This is a genomic window from Shinella sumterensis (genome assembly GCF_004514425.2).
GTDB classification, from domain to species: domain Bacteria; phylum Pseudomonadota; class Alphaproteobacteria; order Rhizobiales; family Rhizobiaceae; genus Shinella; species Shinella sumterensis.
The window spans coordinates 371,701-395,898 of record NZ_MYFN02000002.1; the positions used below are offsets into that span (position 1 = coordinate 371,701).

The following is a 24,198-nucleotide window of genomic DNA, read 5'->3' on the forward strand; positions in this document are numbered from 1 at the left end:
CGCGCCATGGCCAGCCTGATTTCCTGCCCGCATTGCGGCACGCGCCCCAAGGAAGAATTCGCGATCCGAGGCGACGCCACGCCCCTCCGCCCGTCGTCCATGGCATCCGACGAAGCATGGCACGACTATGTGCATTTGCGGACCAACCCGCGCGGCCGCGTGCGGGAACACTGGCAGCACGTCGCCGGATGCCGGCGCTGGCTCGTCGTGGAGCGCGACAATCTCAGCCATGCCGTCTTTTCCGTGACCGATGCCGCGACGGAGGTTGACCGATGACCGCGTATCGCCTTCCGGCCGGCGGCCTGATCGACCGCAGCCACACGCTTGCCTTCTCCTTCGACGGCAAGAGCCTGTCCGGCCATGCCGGCGATACGCTCGCCTCGGCGCTTCTGGCCAACGACCGGCTGCTCGTCGGCCGCAGCTTCAAGTATCACCGCCCGCGCGGCATCGTGACGGCCGGCCCCTCCGAGCCGAATGCGCTGGTCACGGTCGGCAGCGGCGTGCGCCGGGATCCCAACACGAAGGCGACGGTTGCCGAACTCTATGACGGCCTCGTCGCCACCAGCCAGAACCGCTGGCCGAGCCTCGCCTTCGATATCGGCGCGGTCAACGGCCTGATGGCGCGCTTCCTGTCGGCCGGCTTCTACTACAAGACCTTCATGTGGCCGGCGGCCTTCTGGGAAAAGGTCTACGAGCCGCTTATCCGGCGCGCCGCCGGGCTTGGCCGTACCGATCTTTCACCCGATCCCGATTCCTACGAGAAGAGCTGGGCGCATTGCGATCTGCTGGTGGTCGGCTCCGGGCCGGCAGGTCTTGCCGCCGCTCTGGTCGCGGCGCGATCCGGCCTGCGTGTCATCCTCGCCGAGCAGGATTTCGCTCTCGGCGGCACGCTGCTTTCCGAGACGACGCGGCTCGACGGCGAGGCGCCCTATATCTTCGCCCGCCGCGTGCTGGACGAATTGCAGAACAGCCCGAATGTCACCTTGCTGCCGCGCACGACGGTTTTCGGCTGGTACGACGACAATGTGTTCGGCGCCCTCGAACGGGTGCAGAAACACGGTGCGGCGGTGGATGCGGTGAAGCCCGTCGAACGCCTGTGGCGCATCGTGGCGAAGCACGCCATCCTGGCCTCGGGCGCGGAGGAACGGCCGCTGGTCTTCGGCGGCAATGACCGGCCGGGCGTGATGACGGCCAGTGCTGCCGCCACCTATGCCAACCGCTTCGGCGTGGCCGCCGGCAAGGCCGTCGCGATCTTCACCAACGGTGCCTCGGGCTATCGCACCGCACGCGACCTCGCCGCACAAGGCATCGGGATCGCCGCCCTGATCGACAGCCGGCCGGACGCCGCCGAAGCGGCGCCGGCCGGCGTTCGTCTCATCCGCGGCGGTTCCATCATCGACACGAGAGGCGGTGCGGGCCTTCGCGGCATCGTCGCGGACCGCGGCGGTTTCGAGGACCTGATTGCCTGTGACGCCGTGGCGATGTCCGGCGGCTGGAGCCCGGTCATCCATCTTGCCTGCCAGCGCGGCGGCAGGCCCGTGTGGTCGGATGCCTTGCAGGCCTTTCTGGCGCCCGATGTCGGTGCCGGTCTCGTGCCCGCCGGTGCGGCGGCGGGACAGTACCGCCTGTCGGCCTGTTTCGAGGACGGTGCGCGCAAGGCGGCTGATATCGTCGAAGCGCTCGGACGGCAGGCTGCCGGCTTCCAGGCGCCGGTGGTCGGCGAGGAACCCGATCCGTCGTTCACGGCGCTCTGGCATGTGCCGGGCGCGAAGTCGAAGGCCTTCGTGGATTTCCAGAACGACGTGCATCTCGGCGATCTCGGGCTTGCCGTGCGCGAGGGCTTCGGCCATGTCGAACATGCCAAGCGCTACACGACGGGCGGCATGGCGACGGACCAGGGCAAGCTTGGCAACATCAATGCCATCGGCATTCTCGCCGCCATGCGCGGCGTTAGTCCCGCGGAGGTCGGCACGACGACGTTCCGCCCGTTCTACACGCCGGTCTCCTTCGGGGCGCTCGCCGGCACGTCGGTGGGCGGGCACGCCATGCCCGTTCGCCGCTCGCCGCTGCATGGCTGGGCGGCGCGCAACGGCGCTACCTTCATCGAGGCGGGCCTCTGGTATCGCTCGTCGTGGTTTGCCAAAGGCGAGGAGAAGACATGGCGGGAGAGCGTCGACCGTGAGGTGCGTAGCGTTCGCGAGAATGCCGGTCTCTGCGATGTCTCGACGCTCGGCAAGATCGAGGTGTTCGGGCCGGATGCGGCCGAATTCCTCAACCGGCTCTATTGCAATCCGCTGCTCAAACTGCCTGTCGGCAAGGCCCGCTATGGGCTGATGCTGCGTGAAGACGGCATGGTTTTCGATGACGGCACGGTCAGCAGGCTGGGCGAAGCGCATTTTCTCATCACGACCACGACCGCCATGGCGGGGGGCGTGCTCTCGCATATGGAGTTCGCGGCGCAGGTGCTGTGGCCGCAGCTGCGCGTGCGTTTCCTCTCCGTCTCCGACCAATGGGCGCAGATGTCGATTGCCGGGCCGAAGGCGCGCGTCATCCTTCAGTCCATCGTGGAGGACGACATCTCCCATGCGGCTTTTCCGTTCCTGGCCGCCCGCGAGGTCCGTCTCAAGGGCAATCTCAAGGGGCGGCTCTTCCGGATCTCCTTTTCCGGCGAACTCGCCTATGAGCTTGCGGTGCCGGCCGGCTACGGCGAGGCGGTGGCCGACGCGCTGATGCGCGCAGGTCTGCCGCACGGCATGTGCGCCTATGGTGTGGAAGCGCTCAACGTGCTGCGTATCGAGAAGGGCCATGTCACGCACGCCGAACTCGACGGTCGCGTGACGCCGGACGATGCCGGGCTCGGCCACATGATGGGGACCGGCAAGGCGGATTTCATCGGCAAGCGGCTCTCCAATCGCTTCGGCCTGACGGCGGCGGACCGGGCGCAGCTCGTCGGCCTCAAGGCGCTGGAGGCGGACCAGGAGATGCGGGCCGGCGCGCATCTGCTGAAGGACGGCGCCAAGCCCTCGACGATCAACGACCAGGGCTGGGTGAGTTCCGCCTGTTTCTCGCCGACGCTCCGCATGCCCATCGCGCTTGCCTTCCTCAAGTCCGGCCGTGAGCGCTACGGCGAGAAGATCGTGGTGTGGGACCGGCTGCGCGGTGTCGAGACCATGGCGGAGGTCTGCCATCCGGTCTTCGTCGATCCTGATAACAGCAAGCTCACGGCATAGGGGGCAGGCATGGCTTACGACTATCACGCGGTTCATGCTCTGGACGGGACGATCGGGGCGATTGCCGAGCGGCGGGCCAACCACCTGGCCGTCCACCGTGCGACGGCGATGGCCATGGTGTTGGCCTCGCCGGGCCGGGTGCCCGAGGCGGCCGGCATTCTGGTCGCGAACGGCGACTTCGAGGTCCGGTTTTCCGGTCCCGGCGAGTGGCTGGTCCTGTCGGAGGTCCATGCGCCCGAAACGCTTGCCGCCGAACTCGGCGTGCGGCTCGGCGATGCGGCTTTCGTCATCGACCAGAGCCATGGCCGGGTCGCTCTGACCCTGACCGGGCCGGACGCCGCGCGCATCCTGGCAAACGGCGTCGCGGTCGATCTTCACGCCGACAGCTTCCCCGTCGGCCGCGCGGCGAACGTTCTGTGCCATCACATTTCGGTCAATCTGGCCCGCACCAGTGCGCAAAGCTTCGATCTCGTCGTCATGCGCAGTTTCGCCGAGGCGCTGGTGGACGACATCAAGGTCATGGCGCGCAGCCACGATCTGTCGGTCGATTTCGCGACGCGCTGACAGGCTTGCGCGCCGCCCCCCGACATTGGAAATCGATAAAGCGACATGAGGTTTCGCAACCCGGGCTTGCCGGGCCGGCGAGGGACAAAATAGGCTGCCTTCACGCACTGCCTCTCGTTCCTTCAACCGTCACAAGCCGGAGATTTTCATGAAGAGCCATGCCAGGGTCGTGGTCATCGGGGGCGGCGTCGTCGGCTGCTCCGTCCTCTATCATCTCACCAAGTTCGGCTGGACCGATGTCGTGCTCGTGGAACGGTCCGAACTGACCTCCGGCTCGACCTGGCATGCCGCCGGCGGCATGCACACGATCAACGGCGATCCGAACGTCGCCAAGCTCCAGAAATACACGGTGGAACTCTACAAGGAGATCGAGGACTATTCCGGCCAGGATATCGGCCTGCACATGACATCGGGCATGATGCTTGCGGCGACGAAGGAACGCTTTGACTGGATGAAGTCAATCCTCGCCAAGGGCCGCTATATGGGGCTGGAGGCGGAACTGCTGACGCCCAAGGAAGCGCACGACCTCATGCCGCTCATCGATCCCGACCAGTTCGTCGGTGCGGTGTTCGATCCGGTGGAAGGCCATCTCGACCCCTACGGCACCACCCATGCCTATGCGAAATCGGCCAAGAAGAACGGTGCGGAAATCTACCTTCACACCAAGGTCGAGGACCTCGCGCAGCGCGAGGACGGCAGCTGGCGCGTCATCACCAACAAGGGCGAGATCATCGCCGAACACGTGGTCAACTGCGGTGGCCTCTGGGCGCGAGAGGTCGGCCGCATGGTCGGTCTCGAACTGCCGGTCCTGGCCATGGAACACATGTATCTCATCACCGAGGACATGCCGGAGGTGATCGAGTTCAACCAGACCGCTGGCCGGGAGCTGATGCATTGCGTGGATTTCGACGGGGAAATCTATCTCCGCCAGGAACGCAACGGCATGCTGATGGGCACGTATGAAAAGGCCTGCCGCCCGTGGTCGCCGCTGACCACGCCGTGGGATTTCGGTCACGAGCTGCTGGAAGAGGATATCGAGCGCATCACGCCGGAGCTGGAAGTGGGCTTCCGTCATTTTCCGGCCTTCAACAAGGCGGGCATCAAGAAGATCATCAATGGCCCCTTCACCTTCTCGCCCGACGGCAATCCGCTTGTCGGGCCGGTGCGCGGCATGACGAATTTCTGGTCGGCCTGTGCGGTCATGGCCGGCTTCAGCCAGGGCGGCGGTGTGGGACTGGCGCTCGCCAACTGGATGATCCACGGCGATCCCGGTTTCGACGTCTTCGCCATGGACGTGGCGCGCTACGGCGATTTCGCCACACTCGGCTATACCAATGCCAAGGTGCGCGAAAACTACTCGCGGCGTTTCTCCATCCGCTATCCGAACGAGGAGCTGCCGGCCGGGCGCCCGCTTCTGACGACCCCGGTCTATGACAGGCTGAAGGCTGCCGGTGCCGTCTTCGGCGCGTCCTACGGCCTGGAGCAGCCGCTGTGGTTTGCGCCCGCAGGTGTCGAGGACCATTTCTCCTGGCGGCGATCGACGGATTTCGAGACGGTCGGCGCGGAGGCCAGGGCCGTGCGCGAGGGCGTCGGCCTGATGGAAACGTCGGGTTTTGCCAAATATGCCGTGAAGGGCAGGGGGGCGGAAGCCTTCCTCGACCGGCTGCTTGCCTGCCGAATGCCCGCGACCGGCCGCATGACGCTCGCCCCCATGCTGAAGGCGGACGGCAAGCTGATCGGCGATTTCACGCTGGCCAAGCTCGGCGAGGGCGATTTCCTGCTCATCGGCTCCGGCATCGCCGAGGACTATCACATGCGCTGGTTCGAAGCGCATCTGCCGAAGGATGGGTCCGTCACGCTCGAGGCCCTCAATCTCGGCCTGGTCGGTCTCGCGATCGCCGGCCCGAATGCCCGCGAGGTCCTGCGCAAGCTGACGCACCAGGATCTGTCGACGGCGGCCTTCCCGTTCATGGCGGTGCGGCGCATGGATCTGGGCATGGCGCCCGCCATCGTCGGCCGCGTCAGCTATACCGGCGATCTCGGCTACGAGATCTGGATGAAGCCGCAATACCAGCGCTACCTCTATGACCTGATCCTCGAAGCCGGTGAGGAATTCGGCATTCGCCTGTTCGGGCTGCGCGCGCTCAACGCGCTGCGGCTCGAAAAATCCTATGGCAGCTGGTCGCGGGAATATCGCCCGCTCTACGGCCCGCTGGAAGCGCGGCTGGATCGCTTCGTCGCGCTGGACAAGGCGGCGGACTTCATCGGCAAGGCCGCCGCCAGATTAGAGCGCGAGAACGGCGGCACATTGCGGCTGTGCACCTTTATCCTCGAGGCGAAGGATGCCGATGTCATCGGCGACGAACCGATCTATCTCGACGGCGTCGTGCGTGGCTGGGTGACATCGGGTGGATATGCGCATGCGGCCGGCGTGTCGGTCGCGGTGGGATATGTGCCGAAGGAGATCGCCGACGTGACCGGGGACTGGTCGGTCGAGCTCCTCGGGGAGATGCTGCCCGCCCGCCTGCAGCGGGAGCCGCTCTTCGACCCCACGGGCGCGACGATGCGAAAATGAGACCTGCCGCGGCGTCGCGACGGTGTTTCGTCATGAACCACCCGTCATGCCGCCGCGGTGCTTCATTTTGCACCGGCGGGCTGATTTTCCTGCCGCTTTTTTGGATATCGTGGCGTTAATAACGTCATTTACCGCTTTCGCCCAAAGAAATTGTCGATCCGATTTTTTTTGGCTTCCCTTTTGTATCGAAAGCGGTATGGAATTCATTTGTCTACACAAGCTCAAAAAATGAGCGCAAGAACAAGAGATGCGGCCAAAGCGGACTGCATCCGGGGGATTGTATATGGAGTATTTCGTCCAGCAGCTCGTCAACGGGCTGACTCTTGGCTCGATTTATGGTTTGATAGCCATTGGCTACACCATGGTTTACGGCATCATCGGCATGATCAACTTCGCCCATGGCGATATCTTCATGCTGGGTGGGTTTGCCGCTCTCATCACCTTTCTCGTCCTGACCAGCGTGTTCGTCGGCCTTCCGGTCGTGCTGCTGCTTCTGGTGATGATGGTGGCCGCGATGCTGACGGCGTCGCTTTGGAACTGGACGATCGAGAAGATGGCGTACCGGCCGCTGCGCGGTTCGTTCCGCCTTGCGCCGCTGATCACGGCGATCGGTATGTCGATTGCGCTGTCGAACTTCATCCAGGTCACGCAGGGCCCGCGCAACAAGCCGATCCCGCCGCTGGTGTCGTCGGTCTACAATGTCTTCGGCATCGCGATCTCGCTCAAGCAGATCATCATCATGCTCCTGACGGCGATCCTGCTGACGACCTTCTGGTACATCGTCAACAAGACCGCGCTGGGCCGCGCGCAGCGTGCGACCGAACAGGACCGCAAGATGGCGGCGCTGCTGGGCATCGACGTCGACCGCACGATCTCCGTGACCTTCGTCATGGGCGCATCGCTGGCGGCGGTGGCCGGCACCATGTACCTGATGTATTACGGCGTGACCGTCTTCACCGACGGCTTCATTCCGGGCGTCAAGGCCTTCACGGCCGCGGTCCTGGGCGGCATCGGCTCGCTTCCGGGCGCGGTTCTCGGCGGCATGCTCATCGGTCTCATCGAGAGCCTGTGGTCGGCCTATTTCACCATCGACTACAAGGACGTCGCGACGTTCTCCATCCTCGCCATCGTCCTGATCTTCAAGCCGTCCGGCATTCTCGGACGACCGGAAGTCGAGAAGGTTTGATCCATGTCCAACATTTCCCACTCTCCCGAGAGCGCCGGCGGTAACCTGACGGCGCGGGCTCTGCGCGAGGGCATTTTTGCCGGTATCGTGGCGCTTGGCCTGTTCGTGCTCTTCGTCGGTCTGGAGACCACGCAGAACATCCGCAACGAGCTGGTGCTGAACCAGCGCTGGGGCCTGCTTGCCATCTTCGTCGCCGTCGCCGCCGTCGGGCGCTTCCTCACGGTCGCCTATATCCGTCCGTGGATGGACGCCCGCAAGGCCGCCGCCAAGGCGCCGGCCGAGGCGGACGAAAGCTTCTTCAAGCGCAACTTCAGCAAGATCGCCATCGTCGCGCTCCTGATCTATCCGCCGCTGATGGTCATGCTGTTCGGTGTGCAGGGCTCGCTGAAGTGGGTCGACAATTTCGGCATCCAGATCCTCATCTACGTGATGCTCGCCTGGGGCCTCAACATCGTGGTGGGTCTGGCCGGCCTGCTCGACCTCGGCTACGTCGCCTTCTATGCGGTGGGCGCCTATTCCTATGCGCTGCTGTCGCAGTATTTCGGGCTGTCCTTCTGGATCCTGCTGCCGCTCGCCGGCATCCTGGCCGCCTTCTGGGGCATGATCCTCGGCTTTCCGGTGCTGCGCCTGAAGGGCGACTACCTCGCCATCGTCACGCTCGCCTTCGGTGAGATCATCCGCCTCGTGCTGATCAACTGGACGGAGGTCACGCGCGGCACCTTCGGCGTCTCGGGCATTCCCAAGGCCTCCGTCTTCGGCATCTGGTCGTTCGACGTCAGCGCGCCGAACAACTTCGCCAAGGCCTTTAGCCTGCCGATGTCGTCGGCCTACTACAAGATCTTCCTGTTCTATCTCATCCTGGCGCTGGCGCTGCTCACCGCCTATGTGACGATCCGCCTGCGCCGCATGCCGATCGGCCGCGCCTGGGAAGCCCTGCGCGAGGACGAGATCGCCTGCCGCTCGCTCGGCATCAACACGGTCACGACCAAGCTGACGGCGTTTTCCATCGGCGCGATGTTCGGCGGCTTCGCCGGCTCCTTCTTCGCCGTGCGCCAGGGCTTCGTGTCGCCGGAAAGCTTCGTCTTCCTGGAATCGGCGATCATTCTGGCCATCGTGGTCCTCGGCGGCATGGGCTCGCTCGTCGGCATCGCGGTTGCGGCCGTCGTGATGGTCGGCGGCACGGAACTGCTGCGCGAGATGACCTTCCTCAAGGCCATTTTCGGCCCCGACTTCACGCCGGAACTCTACCGCATGCTGATCTTCGGCCTCGCCATGGTCATCGTGATGGTCTGGAAACCGCGTGGCTTCGTCGGCAGCCGTGAACCGACCGCCTTCCTGAAGGAACGCAAGGCGGTCTCCGGCAGCTTCACCAAGGAAGGACACGGCTGATGGTGTCCGAAACAATGACAACGAACACGATGACGGCTGACCCCATTCTCAAGGTCGAGCATCTCTCGATGCGCTTCGGCGGCCTCATGGCCATCAACGACTTCTCCTTCGAGGCGCAGCGTGGCGAGATCACCGCGCTGATCGGCCCCAACGGCGCGGGCAAGACCACGGTCTTCAACTGCGTGACCGGCTTCTACAAGCCGACCATGGGCATGATCACCATGCGCCAGAAGGGCGGTAAGGAGTTCCTGCTGGAGCGGCTGAACGACTTCGAGATCACCCGCGATGCCAAGGTGGCGCGCACCTTCCAGAACATCCGGCTCTTCTCGGGCCTCACCGTTCTGGAGAACCTGCTGGTGGCCCAGCACAACACGCTGATGAAGGCGTCGGGCTATACGGTCCTCGGCCTTCTGGGCCTGCCCGGATACAAGAAGGCCGCGGCCGAATCCATCGAGGTCGCCCGGCACTGGCTGGAGAAGGCCGATCTCATCGCGCGTGCCGACGACCCGGCCGGCGATCTGCCCTACGGCGCCCAGCGGCGCCTGGAGATCGCCCGTGCCATGTGCACGGGACCGGAGGTCCTGTGCCTCGACGAGCCGGCGGCGGGCCTCAACCCGCGTGAATCGCTCGCCCTCAACGAACTCCTGCGTTCCATCCGCAAGGACAGCGGCACGTCGATCCTGCTCATCGAGCACGACATGTCCGTGGTCATGGAGATCTCCGACCATGTGGTCGTGCTCGAATACGGGCAGAAGATCTCCGATGGCACGCCGGACCATGTGAAGAACGATCCGAAGGTTATCGCGGCCTATCTCGGTGTGGAAGATGATGAGGTCGAAGAGGTGATCGAGGAAATCGAGGAGATCGAGGGCACGGCGGGAGGGTCGCACTGATGAGCGATACGCTTCTCAGCGTCCAGGGCGTTGAAACCTATTACGGCAACATTCGCGCCCTGGCCGGCGTCGATGTCACGGTGCAGAAGGGCGAGATCGTCAGCCTCATCGGCGCCAACGGCGCGGGCAAGTCGACCCTGATGATGACGATCTGCGGCAGCCCCCAGGCGCGCAACGGCACCATCACCTTCGACGGCGAGGACATCACCCGCCTGCCGACGCATCTTATCGCGCGCCGCCGCATCGCGCAGTCGCCGGAGGGACGCCGCATCTTCCCGCGCATGACCGTCTACGAAAACCTCCAGATGGGCGCGAGCCTCGACAACCTGAAGTATTTCGACGAGGACGTGGAGAAGATCTTCACGCTCTTCCCGCGCCTCAAGGAGCGCCAGTCGCAGCGCGGCGGCACGCTCTCGGGCGGCGAACAGCAGATGCTGTCCATCGGCCGCGCGCTGATGGCGCGTCCCAAGCTCCTGCTTCTCGACGAGCCGTCGCTGGGCCTGGCGCCGCTGATCGTCAAGGGCATCTTCGACGCCATCAAGGTGCTGAACAAGGAAGAGGGCCTGACCGTGTTCCTCGTGGAGCAGAACGCCTTTGCCGCGCTCAAGCTGTCGGACCGCGCCTATGTGATGGTCAACGGCAAGGTGACGATGAGCGGCTCGGGCAAGGAGCTTCTGGCCAATCCGGAAGTGCGCGCGGCCTATCTCGAAGGCGGCAGGCACTAGGACAAGGAGACGGACAATGCAGGGAATTCTCTACGAGGAGCCGTCTGTCTGGCAGTTCCTGTTCATCACCGTCATCATGGGCGGCTGGACCGCATGGCGGACCGGAAAGAGCGTCGCCGAGGGATGGCAACCCTACCGAACCCTCGTCATCTACACCCTCCTGCTCGGCGTCGCCATCCGCTTCATCCACCACGCCCTGTTCAACGGAACCATGCTCACGCCGCAGTACTATGTCGTGGACACCGCCGTGCTTTTGTTGTTTGCTACGCTCGGTTACCGCTACTACCGGACGCGGCAGATGACCAACAATTACTACTGGCTTTATGAGAAGGTCTCGCCCTTTTCCTGGAAGTCGAAATAATCAAGGGAACACCCGTCCGCCCGGACGGGGCAAACGATACCGGCGCAATGAATGCGGGTGTTGCGCCCGGTTGAAACCAGCCCGCTATAAATCTGGGAGTAACCAAATGAAGAAGTCTCTCATGTCGGCTGTTGCTTTGGCTGCAATGGTCGCTTTCAGCGGCAGCGCTTGGGCCGACATCCTGGTCGGCGTCGGCGGCCCGCTGACCGGTCCGAACGCCGCTTTCGGCGCGCAGATCCAGAAGGGCGTCGAGCAGGCTGCTGCCGACATCAATGCGGCCGGCGGCATCAACGGCGAGCAGATCAAGATCGTTCTGGGCGATGACGTTTCCGACCCGAAGCAGGGCGTTTCCGTCGCCAACAAGTTCGTTGCCGATGGCGTGAAGTTCGTTGTCGGTCACTTCAACTCGGGCGTTTCCATCCCGACGTCGGAAATCTACGCCGAAAACGGCATCCTGCAGGTTTCGCCGGCGTCCACGAACCCGACCTACACCGAGCGCGGCCTGTGGAACACGTTCCGTACCTGCGGCCGTGACGACCAGCAGGGCGCCGTAGCCGGCGCCTTCATCGCCGCCAACTTCAAGGATGCGAAGCTCGCCGTTCTCCACGACAAGACCCCGTATGGCCAGGGCCTCGCTGACGAAACCAAGAAGTCGGCCAACGAAGCCGGCGTCAAGGAAGTCATCTACGAAGGCGTCAACATCGGCGACAAGGACTTCTCGGCCCTTATCGCGAAGATGAAGGAAGCCGGCGTCTCCGTCGTCTACTGGGGCGGCCTGCACACCGAGTTCGGTCTGATGGAACGCCAGGCTGCCGACCAGGGCCTGAAGGCAACCTTCATCTCGGGCGACGGTATCGTTTCGAACGAACTGGCTTCGATCGCCGGCGACGCCGTCGACGGCACGCTGATGACCTTCGCGCCCGATCCGCGCAAGAACCCCGCCGCCAAGGAACTCGTCGAGAAGTTCCGCGCGGCCGGTTTCGAGCCGGAAGCCTATACGCTGTACTCCTACGCCGCTCTTCAGGTCATCGCCGAAGCCGCCAAGGCTGCCGGCGGCAACGACCCGCAGGCCGTTGCAGAAGCGATCAAGGCAAAGGGCCCGTTCAACACGGCCATCGGTGAGCTCTCCTTCGACGAGAAGGGCGACATCACCCGTCCGGACTACGTCATGTACACCTGGAAGAAGGGTGAAGACGGCAAGTACACCTACGTCGAAAACGAATAATCGTTTCATGGAACGGGCGGCGCACGCATGCCGCCCGGCCGTGTCGACTTCAAGCCCGGCCTTGCGCCGGGCTTTTTCGTGAAGGCTGGCGCAGGTGCCTGGGCCAGACGCATCGGCAGGGTGAAGACGAAAGGAATGGCAGCATGGATGCAGCGCTTGTCCGGGATGAGCCCATCGGCCGCCAGCAGCGGGCGCGCGGCGTCGGACGCCTGGTGGCGAAGCGGTCGGCGCAGAGCACGCGGCTCGACGTGCTCTATCAGGAAGGCTGCGCCAAGATCCGGCTACCCGCCACGTTCGACGGCGCGATGGAGGCCGTCCTCATCAACACGGCCGGTGGCCTGACGGGCGGCGATCATGTGGAATGGTCGCTTGCAGCCGGCGCCGAAACGCGCCTGACCGTGACCACGCAGGCCTGCGAGCGTGTCTACAAGGCAAGCGCCTCGACCGCACGGCTGGAAACACGCATCACCGTGGCCGACGGCGCGCGTGTCGACTGGCTGCCGCAGGAAACGATCCTGTTCGATCGGTCGTCGCTGAACCGCCGGCTGGAGGTGGACCTGGCTGCCGATGCCGTCTTCCTCGCCGTGGAGGCCGTGATCCTCGGCCGCAAGGCGATGGGCGAGACGGTGGAGACGGGGTTCTTCCGCGACCGCTGGCGTGTTCGCCGCGCAGGCAAGCTTATCCATGCCGAGGAAACGCGGCTTGATGGCGAGGTTGCCGCCCTTACGGGCGAGTTGGCGACGCTGCGCGGTGCGCGCGCCTTCGCAACCGTGCTGTTATGCGGCCCCGACGCCGAAGGGCATGTCGAACCGTTGCGCCGCCTGATCGGCGCGGGCGCGGCGGCCGGCGTCAGCCACTGGCAGGACAAGCTCGTCGCGCGTGTCGTGGCGGATGACGGCTTCTCCCTGCGAAAAATGCTGATCCCGATCATTTCGCACTTGCGCAAGGGCGCGGGCGTGCCGAAACTCTGGTCACTCTGAAATCGGCTGGCCCGGCCCGATCCGTGGTCGCCGCCGGCTTCCTGTTTTGCGTATATCGCGCGCGCAAACAGCCGCCTATTGTCGCGCGACGGAACCAGCGACGGACCACACATGAACCTGACCCCCCGCGAAAAAGACAAACTGCTGATCGCCATGGCCGCGATCGTGGCGCGCAAGCGTCTGGAGCGCGGAGTGAAGCTCAATCATCCCGAGGCGATCGCGCTCATCACCGATTTCGTGGTGGAGGGTGCGCGCGACGGCCGGGCGGTTGCCGACCTGATGGAGGCGGGCGCACATGTGCTCACCCGGGACCAGGTGATGGATGGCATCCCCGAGATGATCCACGACATTCAGGTGGAGGCGACCTTCCCCGACGGTACCAAGCTCGTGACCGTGCACGAGCCGATCCGGTAGATCCATGCTGGCGCTCAGGCCCAATTGCGAATGCTGCGACCGCGACCTGCCGCCCGAAAGCGGCGAGGCGATGATCTGCACGTTCGAATGCACCTTCTGTGCGCAGTGCGTGAGCACGGTTCTGCACGGCGCGTGCCCGAACTGCGGCGGCGGGTTCATGCACCGTCCGGTGCGGCCGGCCGCGATGCTTGCAAAATATCCGGCGTCGACGAAACGTATCCTGAAAGCCGAGGGCTGTGGCCCGGCGGAAGCTGCGAGAGGAAATCCATGATCCCGGGCGAAATCATCGCCGCCGACGGCGATATCGAACTCAATGTCGGACTGCCTGTCACCGTGCTGGACGTTTCCAACACGGGCGACCGCCCGATCCAGGTCGGCAGTCATTATCATTTCTACGAAACCAATCCCGGCCTGTCGTTCGAGCGTGAGCAGACGCGGGGGCTCAGGCTCGATATCCCCGCCGGAACCGCCGTGCGTTTCGAGCCGGGCCAGACGCGCAGCGTGAGGCTCGTGCCGTTTGCCGGCAAGCGGGAAATTTACGGCTTCCGGCAGGCCGTTATGGGAAAACTCTGACATGACTTTGCGACATTCACTTCTCCTCGCCGCCGCCTCGCTCATCGTTTCGGCCACGGTCACCATGGCGCAGGAGCCCGAAGTCGACTGCGACAACGCGGAGACGCAGATGGACATGAACATCTGCGCCGGACGCGACTACAAGGCGGCCGACGAAGAATTGAACGTCGTCTACAAGAAGGCCCTGGCGGCTGCCGTGGAGACCGATGAAGGCTTCAAGGATATGGGCGACCAGCATGTCGGTGCGGTCGACGCGCTGAAACGAGCCCAGCGCTCGTGGATCGGCTATCGCGACGGCCAGTGCGATCTTGCAGGCTTCGAGGCACGCGGCGGCTCCCTGGAGCCCTTGCTGGTTTCCAGCTGCCTTGCGGATCTCACACGCAAGCGGACGGCGGAGCTCAAGACGTTCTACGAGCAGGAAAACTGAGGAGCGGCGGTGTCACGCAGGATCGTCATTGTCGGCAATGGCGCCATCCCGCAGGGGCTGGCTGCGACGATCGATGCGGCTGACATCGTGATCCGTTTCAATGGCTGCCGGTCGGCAGGTGCGGGCGGCGTGAAGACGGATATCATCGCCGTGTGCAACACCGGCCGCCCGGCGCTCGACATGCTGGGTGGCGGCCGCTGGAAGGACAGCGAGACCGTGCGGCAGGCCGGCGAGATCTGGTGCGTGCGCTCTTCCGATGTGTTTGCGGCCATGCGCGCGCCGCTGGCCATCAGCCACCCCGATCTCGACGACTTCTGCGACGATTACACTGATGGCTTCGAGGCCTTCGCGGCGGCGACCGGCCGTCGGTTGCGTGTCATCCCCGCCGCCCTCCATCGTGCCGTCGACGCCGGACTGGCCGCCTTCGATCCCGCGCCCTACGTCGTACCGAGCTCGGGCCTCGTCACCATCGCGCATGCCCTTGAAAACCTTGCCGAAGAAGGCGACCGCGTTTCCATTGCCGGCTTCAGCCACGAAGGCTGGGAATGGCATCCTTTCGCCGCCGAGCGGCGCTGGGTCGATGCGCTCGTCACCGCCGGCCGCCTCGACCGTCTCGATCATCCTCCCGCCTCCCGGAGAAGCTGACCCATGTCCTACACCATGTCCCGCGCCGCCTATGCCCGCATGTTCGGTCCCACCACCGGCGACAAGGTGCGCCTTGCCGATACGGAACTCTTCGCCGAGGTGGAGAGGGACTTCACCAGCTACGGCGACGAGGTGAAGTTCGGCGGCGGCAAGGTCATTCGCGACGGCATGGGACAGAGCCAGGCGACGCGCGGCGAGGGCGCGGTCGATACCGTCATCACCAACGCGCTCGTCATCGATCACAGCGGCATCTTCAAGGCGGATATCGGCCTCAGCAACGGCCGCATCGCCGGCATCGGCAAGGCGGGCAACCCCGATACGCAGCCGGGCGTGACCATCATCGTCGGTCCCTCGACCGAGGTGATCGCCGGGGAGGGCAAGATCCTCACCGCCGGGACGATGGATGCGCATATACACTATATCTGCCCGCAGCAGATCGAGCATGCGCTGGCGAGCGGCGTCACGACGATGCTGGGCGGCGGCACGGGGCCTGCCCACGGCACGCTCGCCACCACCTGCACGGGCGCCTGGCACATCGAGCGCATGATCGAGAGCTTCGATGCCTTTCCGATGAACCTGGCACTGGCAGGCAAGGGCAACGCGTCGGTGGCCGCGCCGATCGAGGAGATGATCCGCGCCGGCGCCTCATCGCTCAAGCTGCACGAGGACTGGGGCACGACGCCCGCGGCCATCGACTGCTGCCTTTCCGTCGCCGACGCGTATGATGTGCAGGTGATGATCCACACCGACACGCTCAACGAAAGCGGCTTCGTGGAGGACACGGTGGCGGCGATCGGCGGGCGAACCATTCACGCCTTCCACACGGAAGGGGCCGGCGGCGGCCATGCGCCCGATATCATCAAGGTCTGCGGCCACGCCAACGTCATCCCGTCTTCGACGAACCCGACACGGCCCTATACGGTCAACACCATCTCCGAGCATCTCGACATGCTGATGGTCTGCCACCACCTGTCGCCGTCCATCCCGGAGGATATCGCGTTCGCCGAAAGCCGCATCCGCAAGGAAACCATCGCGGCAGAGGACATCCTGCACGATATCGGCGCCTTCTCCGTCATCTCCTCCGACAGCCAGGCCATGGGCCGTGTCGGCGAGGTCGCGATCCGCACCTGGCAGACGGCGGACAAGATGAAGCGCCAGCGCGGCCGCCTTGCCGGCGAGACCGGTGACAACGACAACCTGCGCATCCGCCGCTACATCGCCAAATATACGATCAACCCGGCCATCGCGCAGGGCTTGAGCCACGAGATCGGCTCGGTCGAAGTGGGCAAGCGCGCCGACCTCGTGCTGTGGAACCCGGCCTTCTTCGGTGTGAAGCCCGACATGGTCCTGCTCGGCGGCGTCATCGCCATGGCGCCGATGGGCGATCCGAACGCATCGATTCCGACGCCGCAGCCGGTCCATTATCGCCCGATGTTCGGGGCCTACGGCAAGATGCGCACCAACTCGTCCGTCACTTTCGTTTCTCAGGCGGCCATCGATCTCGGGCTTCGCGAGCGTCTCGGCGTCGCCAAGCAGCTTCTGCCGGTCCGCAACACGCGCAACATCTCCAAGGCGTCGATGATCCTCAACGATCTCACGCCGCATATCGAGGTCGATCCGGAAACCTACGAGGTGCGTGCGGACGGCGAGTTGCTGACCTGCGAACCCGCAACCGTGCTGCCGATGGCGCAGCGCTATTTCCTCTTCTGATACTCTTCTGCCCCGAAAGTCCCTTATGCCCTATCGCTCCACCCAGATCCTGCCGCAGGGAACCGCCATCGACCAGACGCCCATCGATGTCGTCATTCTCCCGCACGACCAGCGCCATATTCGCCGCAAGCTCCTGCACATGCAGCACGACGATGTCGTGATGGTCGACCTGCGCGAGCCGGTCCAGCTTTCGCATGGCGATCTGCTGTGGACGGAAAGCGGTGAGACGATCGAGGTCGTGGCGGCGGAAGAACTTCTCTACGAGGTCACCCCGAAGGGTTCGCTTCATCTCGTCGAGCTCGCCTGGCATCTCGGCAATCGCCACCTGCCGGCGCAGATCGAGGAGACGCGCATCCTCATCCTGCGCGATCACGTGATCCGCGACATGCTGAACGGGCTCGGCGCGACGGTGCAGGAGGTCTCGGAGCCGTTCCATCCGGTGCGCGGCGCCTATCACGGTTCCGGCCACGGGCATCACCATCACGGCCATGACTGAGCCGGCAGCCCTCGTGCGGCTGATGACCTGGTTGTCACCGGCCTTTCCCGTCGGCGCCTTCTCTTATTCGGGCGGTCTCGAGCAGGTGGTGAGCGACGGTGACGTGCGCGACGCCGCCACGCTTCGCGACTGGCTCTCGAGCCTGCTTTCGCACGGCAATCTCTGGAACGACGCCGTGCTGTTTGCCGAAGCGCATCGCAACGTCGATGCGGAGGAGCAGCTGAAGGCGGTCGCCGACCTTGCAGAGGCGCTTGCGGGCTCAGCCGAGCGGCACAGGGAAACCATGCTTCAGGGCGGCGCATTCCTGGCGGCGGCCTCGGGCTGGCCGCATCCGGTTCTGGGCGTATTGGGTGAGGCGGCGGCCTATCCGGTCGCCGTGGGCGCGGTTGCAGGCGGGCACGGCATTTCGGCAGAGGCGGCGCTGGCCGCCTTTCTCCACGCGGTCGCCTCCAACCTCGTGTCGGTGGCGATCCGTTGCGGTGTCATCGGCCAGCGCGATGGCGTGGCCGTTCTTGCCGGGCTGGAGCCGCAGGTGATCGCAACGGCCGAACGGGCCGCGGGCTCGACGCTCGACGATCTCGGTTCCGCCACCATCCGCGCGGAGATTGCCAGCCTGCGGCATGAAACACTGACGACGCGGCTGTTCCGCTCATGAGCAGGTTTGCTGCCAAACCCTGCTGGGCACAGATAGACAGAGGTGGACCGATGGCGTTGCCGTCCGTCCGCCGCAAAACTTTCGGAGAGTGACGATGACATCGAAAAACGGTCCCCTGCGCGTCGGCATCGGCGGCCCCGTCGGTTCGGGCAAGACGGCGCTGACGGAGAAGCTCTGCAAGGCCATGGCCGCGCACTATTCCGTGGCCGTTGTGACCAACGACATCTACACCAAGGAGGATGCGGAAGCGCTGGTGCGCATGCAGGCGCTGCCATCCGACCGAATCGTCGGCGTGGAGACGGGCGGCTGCCCGCATACAGCCATCCGCGAGGATGCCTCGATCAACCTCCAGGCCATCGCCGATCTCAACCGGCGTTTTCCCGATCTGGATGTTGTCTTCATCGAATCCGGCGGCGACAATCTCGCGGCAACCTTCTCGCCCGACCTCGCGGACCTGACGATCTATGTCATCTCGGTCTGCCAGGGCGAGGAAATCCCGCGCAAGGGCGGGCCCGGCATTACGCGCTCTGACCTTCTCGTCATCAACAAGAAGGACCTCGCGCCTTATGTCGGGGCGGATCTCGACGTGATGGAGGCGGATGCCGGGCGCATGCGCGCGGCGCGGCCCTTCGTTTTCTCCGACATGAAACGCGGCGAGGGGGTCGACACCATCGTCGATTTCCTGCGCGTGCAGGGCGGGCTCTAGCTCAGACCCTCTTCAGCGCCTCGGGATCGCCGATATGGACGAGCCGGCCGCGGACATGGACGCCGTGGTTGCGCAGGAGCGAGAAGGCGCGTGACAGGGCCTCGGGGGCGAGGCCGAGCTTCCCTGCGAGCAGGCTCTTCTGGTAGGGCAGGCGGAAACTCGTCGCCTTGCCGTCCGCCGGGCAATGATCGAGCAGATAGCGCGACACGCGTTGGGGTGCGGTGTGCAGCCGGTCATCGGCAAGGCTGGTGAAGCTGGCGGCAAGCTGCGCGGACACGATGTTGACGAGCGCGAGCGCCAGGTCCGCTCGGCGGCTTGCGATATCGCGCACGCGCCTGAGATCGAAGCGGGCGAGCAGCGCCGGTTCGGCAGCCTGCGCCGTCGCGGCATAACGGCCGCCGTCGAGCACCACGCTCGCGCCGATCAGGTCGCCGGGGCCATAGAGGCTCACGTCGGCCTCGCGGCCGTCAGGGTCGAGCTTGTAGAGGCGGATATAGCCGGACAGAACGCAATGCAGCATGTCGGCGGGCTCGCCTTCCCGGAACAGCATCTGGCGGGCGGGAAGATTGCCGATAATAGCGATTTCCATCAGCGCCGCGACACTCTCCACGCCGAGCGAAGCCAGAAAACCTGAATTCAGAAGCGTTTCCCGTTCCCGTGCGCCGGGTTTCATCAGCCTGTTCATCGATCTCACTCCATGCTCCCGCAGGCTTCGTTCCTTCTTCCAGCTGAAACGATAGTCCAGGGCGGGAATACGCGTCTTGATTTCGATCAAACAACGCAAAACGGCCGGCGGGGCAGAAGCCGCGCCGGCCGTTCATCCGTGAACGCAGCGGTTTATTCTGCCGCGAGCGTGGAGTGATGCACCACGGTGAAGGGTTTTCGCTCGCCATTCTTCTTTTCGAGCGTCTCGATGCGCTTTTCCAGTTCCGTGACGGTGCGTGCCGTCTGGTCGGCGAGCTGTGTCAGCGCCTGCGGTTCCATGGCCAGCAACTCGTCGTCCTTCTTGCCGACGAAACGGCCGAAGGCCCAGCCGAGGAAGCGCGAGAGGTCGTCCATGATCAGGAAGAAGGACGGCACGACGACCAGCGACAGAACGGTCGAGACGATGATGCCACCGATCACCGCGATCGCCATGGGCGAGCGGAAGGCGCCGCCTTCGCCGACGCCGAGCGCAGACGGCAGCATGCCCGCGGACATGGCGATGGAGGTCATGACGATCGGCCGCGCGCGCTTGCGGCCCGCCTCGATCATGGCTTCCACGCGCTCCATGCCGGCATGGCGCATCTCGATGGCGAAATCGACGAGCAGGATGGCGTTCTTGGTCACGATGCCCATCAGCATGAGAATGCCGATGAGAACGGGCATGGAAAGCGCGTTCTGCGTGAGGATGAGGCCGGCCGCCACGCCGCCGATGGCGAGCGGCAGCGACAGAAGGATGGTGAAGGGCTGGATCACATCCTTGAACAGCAGGATCAGCACCATCAGCACGAGCAGCAGGCCGAGCAGCATGGCGTTGCCGAAGGATTGCTGCATCTCGGCCTGGATTTCCGCGTCACCGCTTTCGGCGAACTGGACCGTCGACGGCATGTCGATGCCCGAGGCGATCTCCTTGAAGCGGGCGGTGGCGGTGTCGAGCGCCACGCCCTGCTGGAGATCGGAGCCGATCGAGACGACGCGGTTGCGGTTGTGCCGCTTCACGGCGCTCGGGCCTTCCGAATAGTCGATATCGGCGACGCTGGAGAGCGGCACGAACTGGCCGCCCGCGGTCTGGATCTTCAGGTTGCGGATGGCGGCGAGATCGGCGCGGAACGCGCGGTCCACCTGCACGCGGATGGGGATGAGCCGGTTGTCGAGCGAGACCTTGCTGAGCTGCGAGTCGATATCGCCGATGGTCGCGACGCGCACGACCTCCGATATCTGCGCGGTGGTGATGCCGAAGCGGGCCATCTGGTCGTCGCGCGGGCGGATCTGCAGTTCCGGCCGCGGCAGCGAGCCTTCCGAGCTCACATTTGCCAGCAGCGGGTCGGCGCGCAGCTTGGCTTCCAGCACCGCGACCGTGTCGTTCAGGTCCGCCTCGTTGTTGGAGAGCAGGTTGAAGGCGAGGTCGCGCTCGCCGCGGTCGTTGAGCTTGATGATGCGCACATCAGGGATATCGCGAAGCTTCGCGAAGATTTCCTTCTCGATATCCCATTGCGGTCGCAGGCGGCCATGCGCTTCCATCTTCGGCAGGTAGGGGCCGATCACGGGAATGCCACCGAGAACGTCGTTCACCAGGCGGTAGGCGAGGGAATGCTCCAGCCTGTCGAGGATGACGGTAACGGAGGCGCGGCGCAGTTCCAGATCGCCCTTCGGCGAGGAACCGCCGAGCACGAAGACGCTTTTCACGCCGTCGATATCCTTCACCTCGTCATAGACCTGCGTGGTCGTGCGGTCGGTATCGTCGAGCATCGCATCCGGCGGCAGTTCGACGGACAGCACGACGCGGGACGCGTCTTCCGGCGGCATGAAGCTGCCGGGCACCGTGAAGAGCAGCATGACGGAGGCGATCAGGAAGGCGAAGGCGCCGAGCAGGGTGGCGTAACGGGCATACCATGTGCCGGTCGTCTTGCTGACGAGCCAGGTGTAGCCGCGCATGAAGCGGCCTTCCTTTTCTTCGCCATGGCCGTCGGCATCGTTGGAGCGCATCAGATAGGCTGCCATGACCGGCGTGATCAGGCGCGCCACCGCAAGCGAGAAGAACACGGCAACGGCGACGGTCAGGCCGAACTGGATGAAGTACTGGCCCGGGATGCCCGGCATGAACGACACCGGCACGAAGACCGCGATGATGGTGAAGGTGGTCGCGATCACCGCAAGGCCGATCTCGTCGGCCGCCTCGATCGCGGCGCGATAGGGCGATTTTCCCATGCGGATGTGGCGCGCGATGTTCTCGACCTCCACGATGGCATCGTCCACCAGGATCCCCGTCGCGAGCGTTAGCGCCAGGAACGACACGAGGTTCAGCGAGAACCCCAGCATGTCCATGACGAAGAATGTCGGGATTGCCGAGAGCGGCAGTGCGACCGCGGAAATCAGCGTCGCCCGCCAGTTGCGCAGGAAGAGCAGCACGACGGCGACCGCAAGCAATGCGCCTTCGATCAGCGTGTGAAGTGCCGCCTCATAGTTGCCGTAGGTGAAGTAGACGGCGTCGTCGACCATCTCGATCGACACATCGGGATTTTGCGCGCGCACGCTGCCCAGCGCCTTCTCGACGGAGCCGGCGACGGTCACCTCGCTTGCGCCCTTCGAGCGGAAGACCGCGAAGGTCACGACCGGATTACCGTTGAAGCGCGAGAAGGAGCGCGGCTCCTCGTAGGTATCGGAAATCTTGCCGAGTTCGGAGAGCCGCACGAAGCGGCCGTTCGGCAGCGCGATCATCGTGTTCGTCAGCTTCTCGACCGAGCGGGCGTCGCCGAGCGTGCGGATGGCCTGTTCGGCGCCGGCGATCTGGCCCCGGCCGGAGCCGGCATCGGCGTTCATGCTGCGGATCTGGCGGTTCACGTCGGCGGCGGAAATGCCGTAGGAATCGAGCTTGTCCTGGTTGAGGTCGACGCGCACCTCGCGGTCGGCGCCGCCGAAGCGGTCGATCTTGCCGATGCCCGGCTGGCCCTGAAGCGCGCGCTTGACCTTGTCGTCGACGAACCACGACAGTTCTTCCAGCGTCATGTTCGGCGAGGAGACGGCGAAGGTCTGGATCGCCTGGCCTTCCACGTCGATCTTGCTGACGACCGGCTCCTCGATGGAGGCCGGCAGGTCGCTGCGGATGCGGTCGATCGCGTCCTTGACGTCCTGTAGCGCTTGGTTCGTCGGCTTTTCGATCTTGAAGAGGACGGATGTGACGGAGCTGCCGTCCGTGACGGTCGACACGATGTCGTCCACGCCTTCGATGCCGGCGACGGCGTCCTCGATTTCCTTGGTGACCTGGACCTCAAGCTCGGCCGGAGCGGCACCGCTCTGTGTCACCGAAATGGCGATGACGGGAACGTCGATATTGGGGAAGCGCGTGATCGGCAGCGAATAGAAGGACTGGATACCGACATAGAGCAGCAGCGCGAAAGCGAGCAGCGGCGCAATCGGGTTGCGGATTGACCAAGCTGAAAAGTTCATGTCCCCAAAGTCCTCGATAAGAGACCAGATGCTTCCGGGGAGGGGCTCCGACCCTGTTGCCCGGCTGCCGGCTCCGCTTGCGGCGGAGCCTATCCGTCATTTCGTGGCCGAAGCCTGCTCGCCCTTGACCGGATTGATCCGGTCGCCATCGCGAACATAGGCGCCGGCCTTGGCGACGACCTCGTCGCCGGCTGCAAGCCCGCTGACGATCTCGATCCCCTGGCCGTCCTGAATGCCGGTCTCGACCGGCACCAGCCTGACGACGCCGTTCTCGACCTTTCGGGCCACCGTCTTGCCGTCCGCCGTCGTGATGGCGGAGAGGGGAAGGACAATACCCTGCTTTTCCTCGACGACAATGTCGGCGCTCGCAAACATGCCGGCGCGGGCCCGCTCCGGCTCGTCGAAGCCGATATAGACGCGGCCGAGGCGGCTTTGCGGATCGAGCGTCGGTTCGACGAGGCGGATGGTGCCGGTCAGCGTCGCCGCTCCGCCCGCAAGCGAGACCTTGGCCTTGAGGCCGGGCTTGAGCTTGAGGATCGTGTCTTCCGATACGTCGGCCTTGAGTTCGATGGCGCCGTCGCGGATGACGGTGAAGAGCGGCGAGGCCGATCCGCTGGCGATGGCGCCGATCTTGGCGGTGCGCGCGGACACGACGCCGGCGACCGGCGACTTGACGGCGGTGCGGGCAAGCCTCAGGTCGATATCGTCGATCTGCGACTGCGCGACATTGATGTCGGCCTCGGCGACGGCGACGGCCTGCTCGGCGGAATTGACGCGGGCGAGCGCTGCGTCCGCCGCGGCGATCGCCTGGTCGGCACCGGCCTGTGACTGGGAGCCGGACTTCACGAGCCGCTGCGCGCGGTCGCGGGCCCGGACGGCCTCGTCCGCATTGGCCTTCGCTTCGACCAGTTGTGCCTTGATCTGTTCGAGGCCGGCGCGTGCCTTGGCAAGTGAAGCCTCGGTCTGGCTTTTCTGGAGAAGGAGCGCATCGTCGTTCAGCGTGGCGAGCGTGCCGTCCGCCGCGACGCGATCGCCGACATCGGCTTCAAGCGTGCGGATCGAAAGACCTTCGACGAGCGGCGTCACATAGACTTCCTCGACAGCCTGGATCGTGCCGGTGGCGATTACGCGATCGACGAGGCTGCGCTGTTCGGCAGCGGTGACGACAATGGCGGGCAGGTTCTGGACCTGCTGGGCGCCATCGGCGTTTCCGCTCGCCGCATCGGCAGCAAAAGCGGATGTCTGCGCGACAGCCATCACGACCGCGGCAGAAAAGAAGCGCATTGTCCCGTGTC

Annotated in this window: 23 protein-coding genes; 20 read left to right on the forward strand and 3 right to left on the reverse strand. The window is 64.8% G+C overall.

The window, feature by feature from the left end; genetic code table 11:
* Nucleotides 1-6: 6 nt before the first annotated feature.
* The 20 genes from B5M41_RS05550 (at nt 7) to ureG (ending at nt 18,754) form a co-directional block, all read left to right on the forward strand.
* The gene (locus B5M41_RS05550; protein ID WP_134650623.1) at nt 7-276 is read left to right on the forward strand and encodes a sarcosine oxidase subunit delta; all 270 of its coding nucleotides are present in this window, start codon (nt 7-9) and stop codon (nt 274-276) included.
* Complete coding sequence (locus B5M41_RS05555) at nt 273-3,230, forward strand: sarcosine oxidase subunit alpha family protein (protein ID WP_134650624.1); 2,958 nt, start codon at nt 273-275, stop codon at nt 3,228-3,230. Before B5M41_RS05550 ends, B5M41_RS05555 begins: the two co-directional genes overlap by 4 nt.
* Before the next feature lie 9 nt (nt 3,231-3,239).
* Nucleotides 3,240-3,794, forward strand: a complete 555-nt coding sequence (locus B5M41_RS05560; protein ID WP_134650625.1) for a sarcosine oxidase subunit gamma — start codon at nt 3,240-3,242, stop codon at nt 3,792-3,794.
* A 148-nt stretch (nt 3,795-3,942) separates the two neighbouring features.
* Nucleotides 3,943-6,369 (forward strand): GcvT family protein, encoded by a 2,427-nt coding sequence (locus tag B5M41_RS05565; protein ID WP_134650626.1) that lies wholly within the window; start codon nt 3,943-3,945, stop codon nt 6,367-6,369.
* Between the two features lie 283 nt (nt 6,370-6,652).
* Nucleotides 6,653-7,555 carry a branched-chain amino acid ABC transporter permease gene (locus tag B5M41_RS05570; protein ID WP_134650627.1) on the forward strand — a complete coding sequence of 301 codons (903 nt, stop codon included), beginning with the start codon at nt 6,653-6,655 and terminating at the stop codon, nt 7,553-7,555.
* A gap of 3 nt (nt 7,556-7,558) precedes the next feature.
* Complete coding sequence (gene livM / locus B5M41_RS05575; RefSeq protein WP_134650628.1) at nt 7,559-8,944, forward strand: high-affinity branched-chain amino acid ABC transporter permease LivM; 1,386 nt, start codon at nt 7,559-7,561, stop codon at nt 8,942-8,944.
* Nucleotides 8,944-9,837 (forward strand): ABC transporter ATP-binding protein, encoded by an 894-nt coding sequence (locus B5M41_RS05580; RefSeq protein WP_167719295.1) that lies wholly within the window; start codon nt 8,944-8,946, stop codon nt 9,835-9,837. Before livM ends, B5M41_RS05580 begins: the two co-directional genes overlap by 1 nt.
* A complete protein-coding gene (locus B5M41_RS05585) occupies nt 9,837-10,562 on the forward strand; it encodes an ABC transporter ATP-binding protein (RefSeq protein WP_370340505.1) in 726 nt (241 codons plus the stop codon). Before B5M41_RS05580 ends, B5M41_RS05585 begins: the two co-directional genes overlap by 1 nt.
* Before the next feature lie 16 nt (nt 10,563-10,578).
* Entirely contained in the window at nt 10,579-10,923 is a 345-nt protein-coding gene (locus B5M41_RS05590) for a DUF6867 family protein (protein ID WP_134650630.1), read from the forward strand.
* A 106-nt stretch (nt 10,924-11,029) separates the two neighbouring features.
* Nucleotides 11,030-12,148 carry a branched-chain amino acid ABC transporter substrate-binding protein gene (locus B5M41_RS05595; protein WP_134650631.1) on the forward strand — a complete coding sequence of 373 codons (1,119 nt, stop codon included), beginning with the start codon at nt 11,030-11,032 and terminating at the stop codon, nt 12,146-12,148.
* Nucleotides 12,149-12,291: 143 nt separating this feature from the next.
* Nucleotides 12,292-13,128: an urease accessory protein UreD gene (locus tag B5M41_RS05600; protein ID WP_134650632.1), complete on the forward strand. Its 837-nt coding sequence runs from the start codon at nt 12,292-12,294 to the stop codon at nt 13,126-13,128.
* A gap of 111 nt (nt 13,129-13,239) precedes the next feature.
* Nucleotides 13,240-13,542 carry an urease subunit gamma gene (locus tag B5M41_RS05605; RefSeq protein ID WP_134650633.1) on the forward strand — a complete coding sequence of 101 codons (303 nt, stop codon included), beginning with the start codon at nt 13,240-13,242 and terminating at the stop codon, nt 13,540-13,542.
* A gap of 4 nt (nt 13,543-13,546) precedes the next feature.
* A complete protein-coding gene (locus B5M41_RS05610) occupies nt 13,547-13,813 on the forward strand; it encodes a DUF1272 domain-containing protein (RefSeq protein ID WP_134650634.1) in 267 nt (88 codons plus the stop codon).
* A complete protein-coding gene (locus B5M41_RS05615; protein ID WP_134650635.1) occupies nt 13,810-14,115 on the forward strand; it encodes an urease subunit beta in 306 nt (101 codons plus the stop codon). Before B5M41_RS05610 ends, B5M41_RS05615 begins: the two co-directional genes overlap by 4 nt.
* A gap of 1 nt (nt 14,116) precedes the next feature.
* Nucleotides 14,117-14,542: a lysozyme inhibitor LprI family protein gene (locus tag B5M41_RS05620; protein WP_134650636.1), complete on the forward strand. Its 426-nt coding sequence runs from the start codon at nt 14,117-14,119 to the stop codon at nt 14,540-14,542.
* Between the two features lie 9 nt (nt 14,543-14,551).
* A complete protein-coding gene (locus B5M41_RS05625; RefSeq protein WP_134650637.1) occupies nt 14,552-15,187 on the forward strand; it encodes a glycosyltransferase family 29 protein in 636 nt (211 codons plus the stop codon).
* 3 nt (nt 15,188-15,190) lie between these two features.
* Nucleotides 15,191-16,897 (forward strand): urease subunit alpha, encoded by a 1,707-nt coding sequence (ureC, locus tag B5M41_RS05630; RefSeq protein ID WP_134650638.1) that lies wholly within the window; start codon nt 15,191-15,193, stop codon nt 16,895-16,897.
* Between the two features lie 25 nt (nt 16,898-16,922).
* The gene (gene ureE, locus B5M41_RS05635) at nt 16,923-17,393 is read left to right on the forward strand and encodes an urease accessory protein UreE (protein WP_134650639.1); all 471 of its coding nucleotides are present in this window, start codon (nt 16,923-16,925) and stop codon (nt 17,391-17,393) included.
* Nucleotides 17,377-18,048: an urease accessory protein UreF gene (locus tag B5M41_RS05640; protein ID WP_413713160.1), complete on the forward strand. Its 672-nt coding sequence runs from the start codon at nt 17,377-17,379 to the stop codon at nt 18,046-18,048. Before ureE ends, B5M41_RS05640 begins: the two co-directional genes overlap by 17 nt.
* A 94-nt stretch (nt 18,049-18,142) precedes the next feature.
* A complete protein-coding gene (gene ureG, locus B5M41_RS05645) occupies nt 18,143-18,754 on the forward strand; it encodes an urease accessory protein UreG (protein ID WP_134650641.1) in 612 nt (203 codons plus the stop codon).
* A 1-nt stretch (nt 18,755) separates the two neighbouring features.
* Here ureG and B5M41_RS05650 read toward each other — a convergent pair whose 3' ends face one another.
* The 3 genes from B5M41_RS05650 to B5M41_RS05660 form a co-directional block, all read right to left on the reverse strand.
* On the reverse strand, nt 18,756-19,439 hold the full coding sequence (locus B5M41_RS05650) for a Crp/Fnr family transcriptional regulator (RefSeq protein ID WP_134650642.1): 684 nt from the start codon (nt 19,437-19,439) through the stop codon (nt 18,756-18,758).
* Nucleotides 19,440-19,591: 152 nt separating this feature from the next.
* The gene (locus tag B5M41_RS05655; RefSeq protein ID WP_134650643.1) at nt 19,592-22,903 is read right to left on the reverse strand and encodes an efflux RND transporter permease subunit; all 3,312 of its coding nucleotides are present in this window, start codon (nt 22,901-22,903) and stop codon (nt 19,592-19,594) included.
* Nucleotides 22,904-22,999: 96 nt separating this feature from the next.
* Nucleotides 23,000-24,187, reverse strand: coding sequence for an efflux RND transporter periplasmic adaptor subunit (locus tag B5M41_RS05660; protein ID WP_134650644.1), 1,188 nt, complete (start codon nt 24,185-24,187; stop codon nt 23,000-23,002).
* Between the last annotated feature and the right edge of the window lie 11 nt (nt 24,188-24,198).

What these genes read in the sequence shown, in the direction of transcription:
- B5M41_RS05565 (WP_134650626.1), top strand. Translation starts at nt 3,943, where the DNA reads ATGAAGAGCCATGCCAGGGTCGTGGTCATCGGGGGCGGCGTCGTCGGC.
- livM (WP_134650628.1), top strand. Translation starts at nt 7,559, where the DNA reads ATGTCCAACATTTCCCACTCTCCCGAGAGCGCCGGCGGTAACCTGACG.
- ureC (WP_134650638.1), top strand. Translation starts at nt 15,191, where the DNA reads ATGTCCTACACCATGTCCCGCGCCGCCTATGCCCGCATGTTCGGTCCC.
- B5M41_RS05610 (WP_134650634.1), top strand. Translation starts at nt 13,547, where the DNA reads ATGCTGGCGCTCAGGCCCAATTGCGAATGCTGCGACCGCGACCTGCCG.
- B5M41_RS05585 (WP_370340505.1), top strand. Translation starts at nt 9,837, where the DNA reads ATGAGCGATACGCTTCTCAGCGTCCAGGGCGTTGAAACCTATTACGGC.
- B5M41_RS05590 (WP_134650630.1), top strand. Translation starts at nt 10,579, where the DNA reads ATGCAGGGAATTCTCTACGAGGAGCCGTCTGTCTGGCAGTTCCTGTTC.
- ureE (WP_134650639.1), top strand. Translation starts at nt 16,923, where the DNA reads ATGCCCTATCGCTCCACCCAGATCCTGCCGCAGGGAACCGCCATCGAC.
- B5M41_RS05555 (WP_134650624.1), top strand. Translation starts at nt 273, where the DNA reads ATGACCGCGTATCGCCTTCCGGCCGGCGGCCTGATCGACCGCAGCCAC.
- B5M41_RS05615 (WP_134650635.1), top strand. Translation starts at nt 13,810, where the DNA reads ATGATCCCGGGCGAAATCATCGCCGCCGACGGCGATATCGAACTCAAT.
- ureG (WP_134650641.1), top strand. Translation starts at nt 18,143, where the DNA reads ATGACATCGAAAAACGGTCCCCTGCGCGTCGGCATCGGCGGCCCCGTC.
- B5M41_RS05620 (WP_134650636.1), top strand. Translation starts at nt 14,117, where the DNA reads ATGACTTTGCGACATTCACTTCTCCTCGCCGCCGCCTCGCTCATCGTT.
- B5M41_RS05605 (WP_134650633.1), top strand. Translation starts at nt 13,240, where the DNA reads ATGAACCTGACCCCCCGCGAAAAAGACAAACTGCTGATCGCCATGGCC.
- B5M41_RS05570 (WP_134650627.1), top strand. Translation starts at nt 6,653, where the DNA reads ATGGAGTATTTCGTCCAGCAGCTCGTCAACGGGCTGACTCTTGGCTCG.
- B5M41_RS05560 (WP_134650625.1), top strand. Translation starts at nt 3,240, where the DNA reads ATGGCTTACGACTATCACGCGGTTCATGCTCTGGACGGGACGATCGGG.
- B5M41_RS05550 (WP_134650623.1), top strand. Translation starts at nt 7, where the DNA reads ATGGCCAGCCTGATTTCCTGCCCGCATTGCGGCACGCGCCCCAAGGAA.
- B5M41_RS05580 (WP_167719295.1), top strand. Translation starts at nt 8,944, where the DNA reads ATGGTGTCCGAAACAATGACAACGAACACGATGACGGCTGACCCCATT.
- B5M41_RS05595 (WP_134650631.1), top strand. Translation starts at nt 11,030, where the DNA reads ATGAAGAAGTCTCTCATGTCGGCTGTTGCTTTGGCTGCAATGGTCGCT.
- B5M41_RS05650 (WP_134650642.1), bottom strand. Translation starts at nt 19,439, where the DNA reads ATGAACAGGCTGATGAAACCCGGCGCACGGGAACGGGAAACGCTTCTG.
- B5M41_RS05660 (WP_134650644.1), bottom strand. Translation starts at nt 24,187, where the DNA reads ATGCGCTTCTTTTCTGCCGCGGTCGTGATGGCTGTCGCGCAGACATCC.
- B5M41_RS05655 (WP_134650643.1), bottom strand. Translation starts at nt 22,903, where the DNA reads ATGAACTTTTCAGCTTGGTCAATCCGCAACCCGATTGCGCCGCTGCTC.
- B5M41_RS05600 (WP_134650632.1), top strand. Translation starts at nt 12,292, where the DNA reads ATGGATGCAGCGCTTGTCCGGGATGAGCCCATCGGCCGCCAGCAGCGG.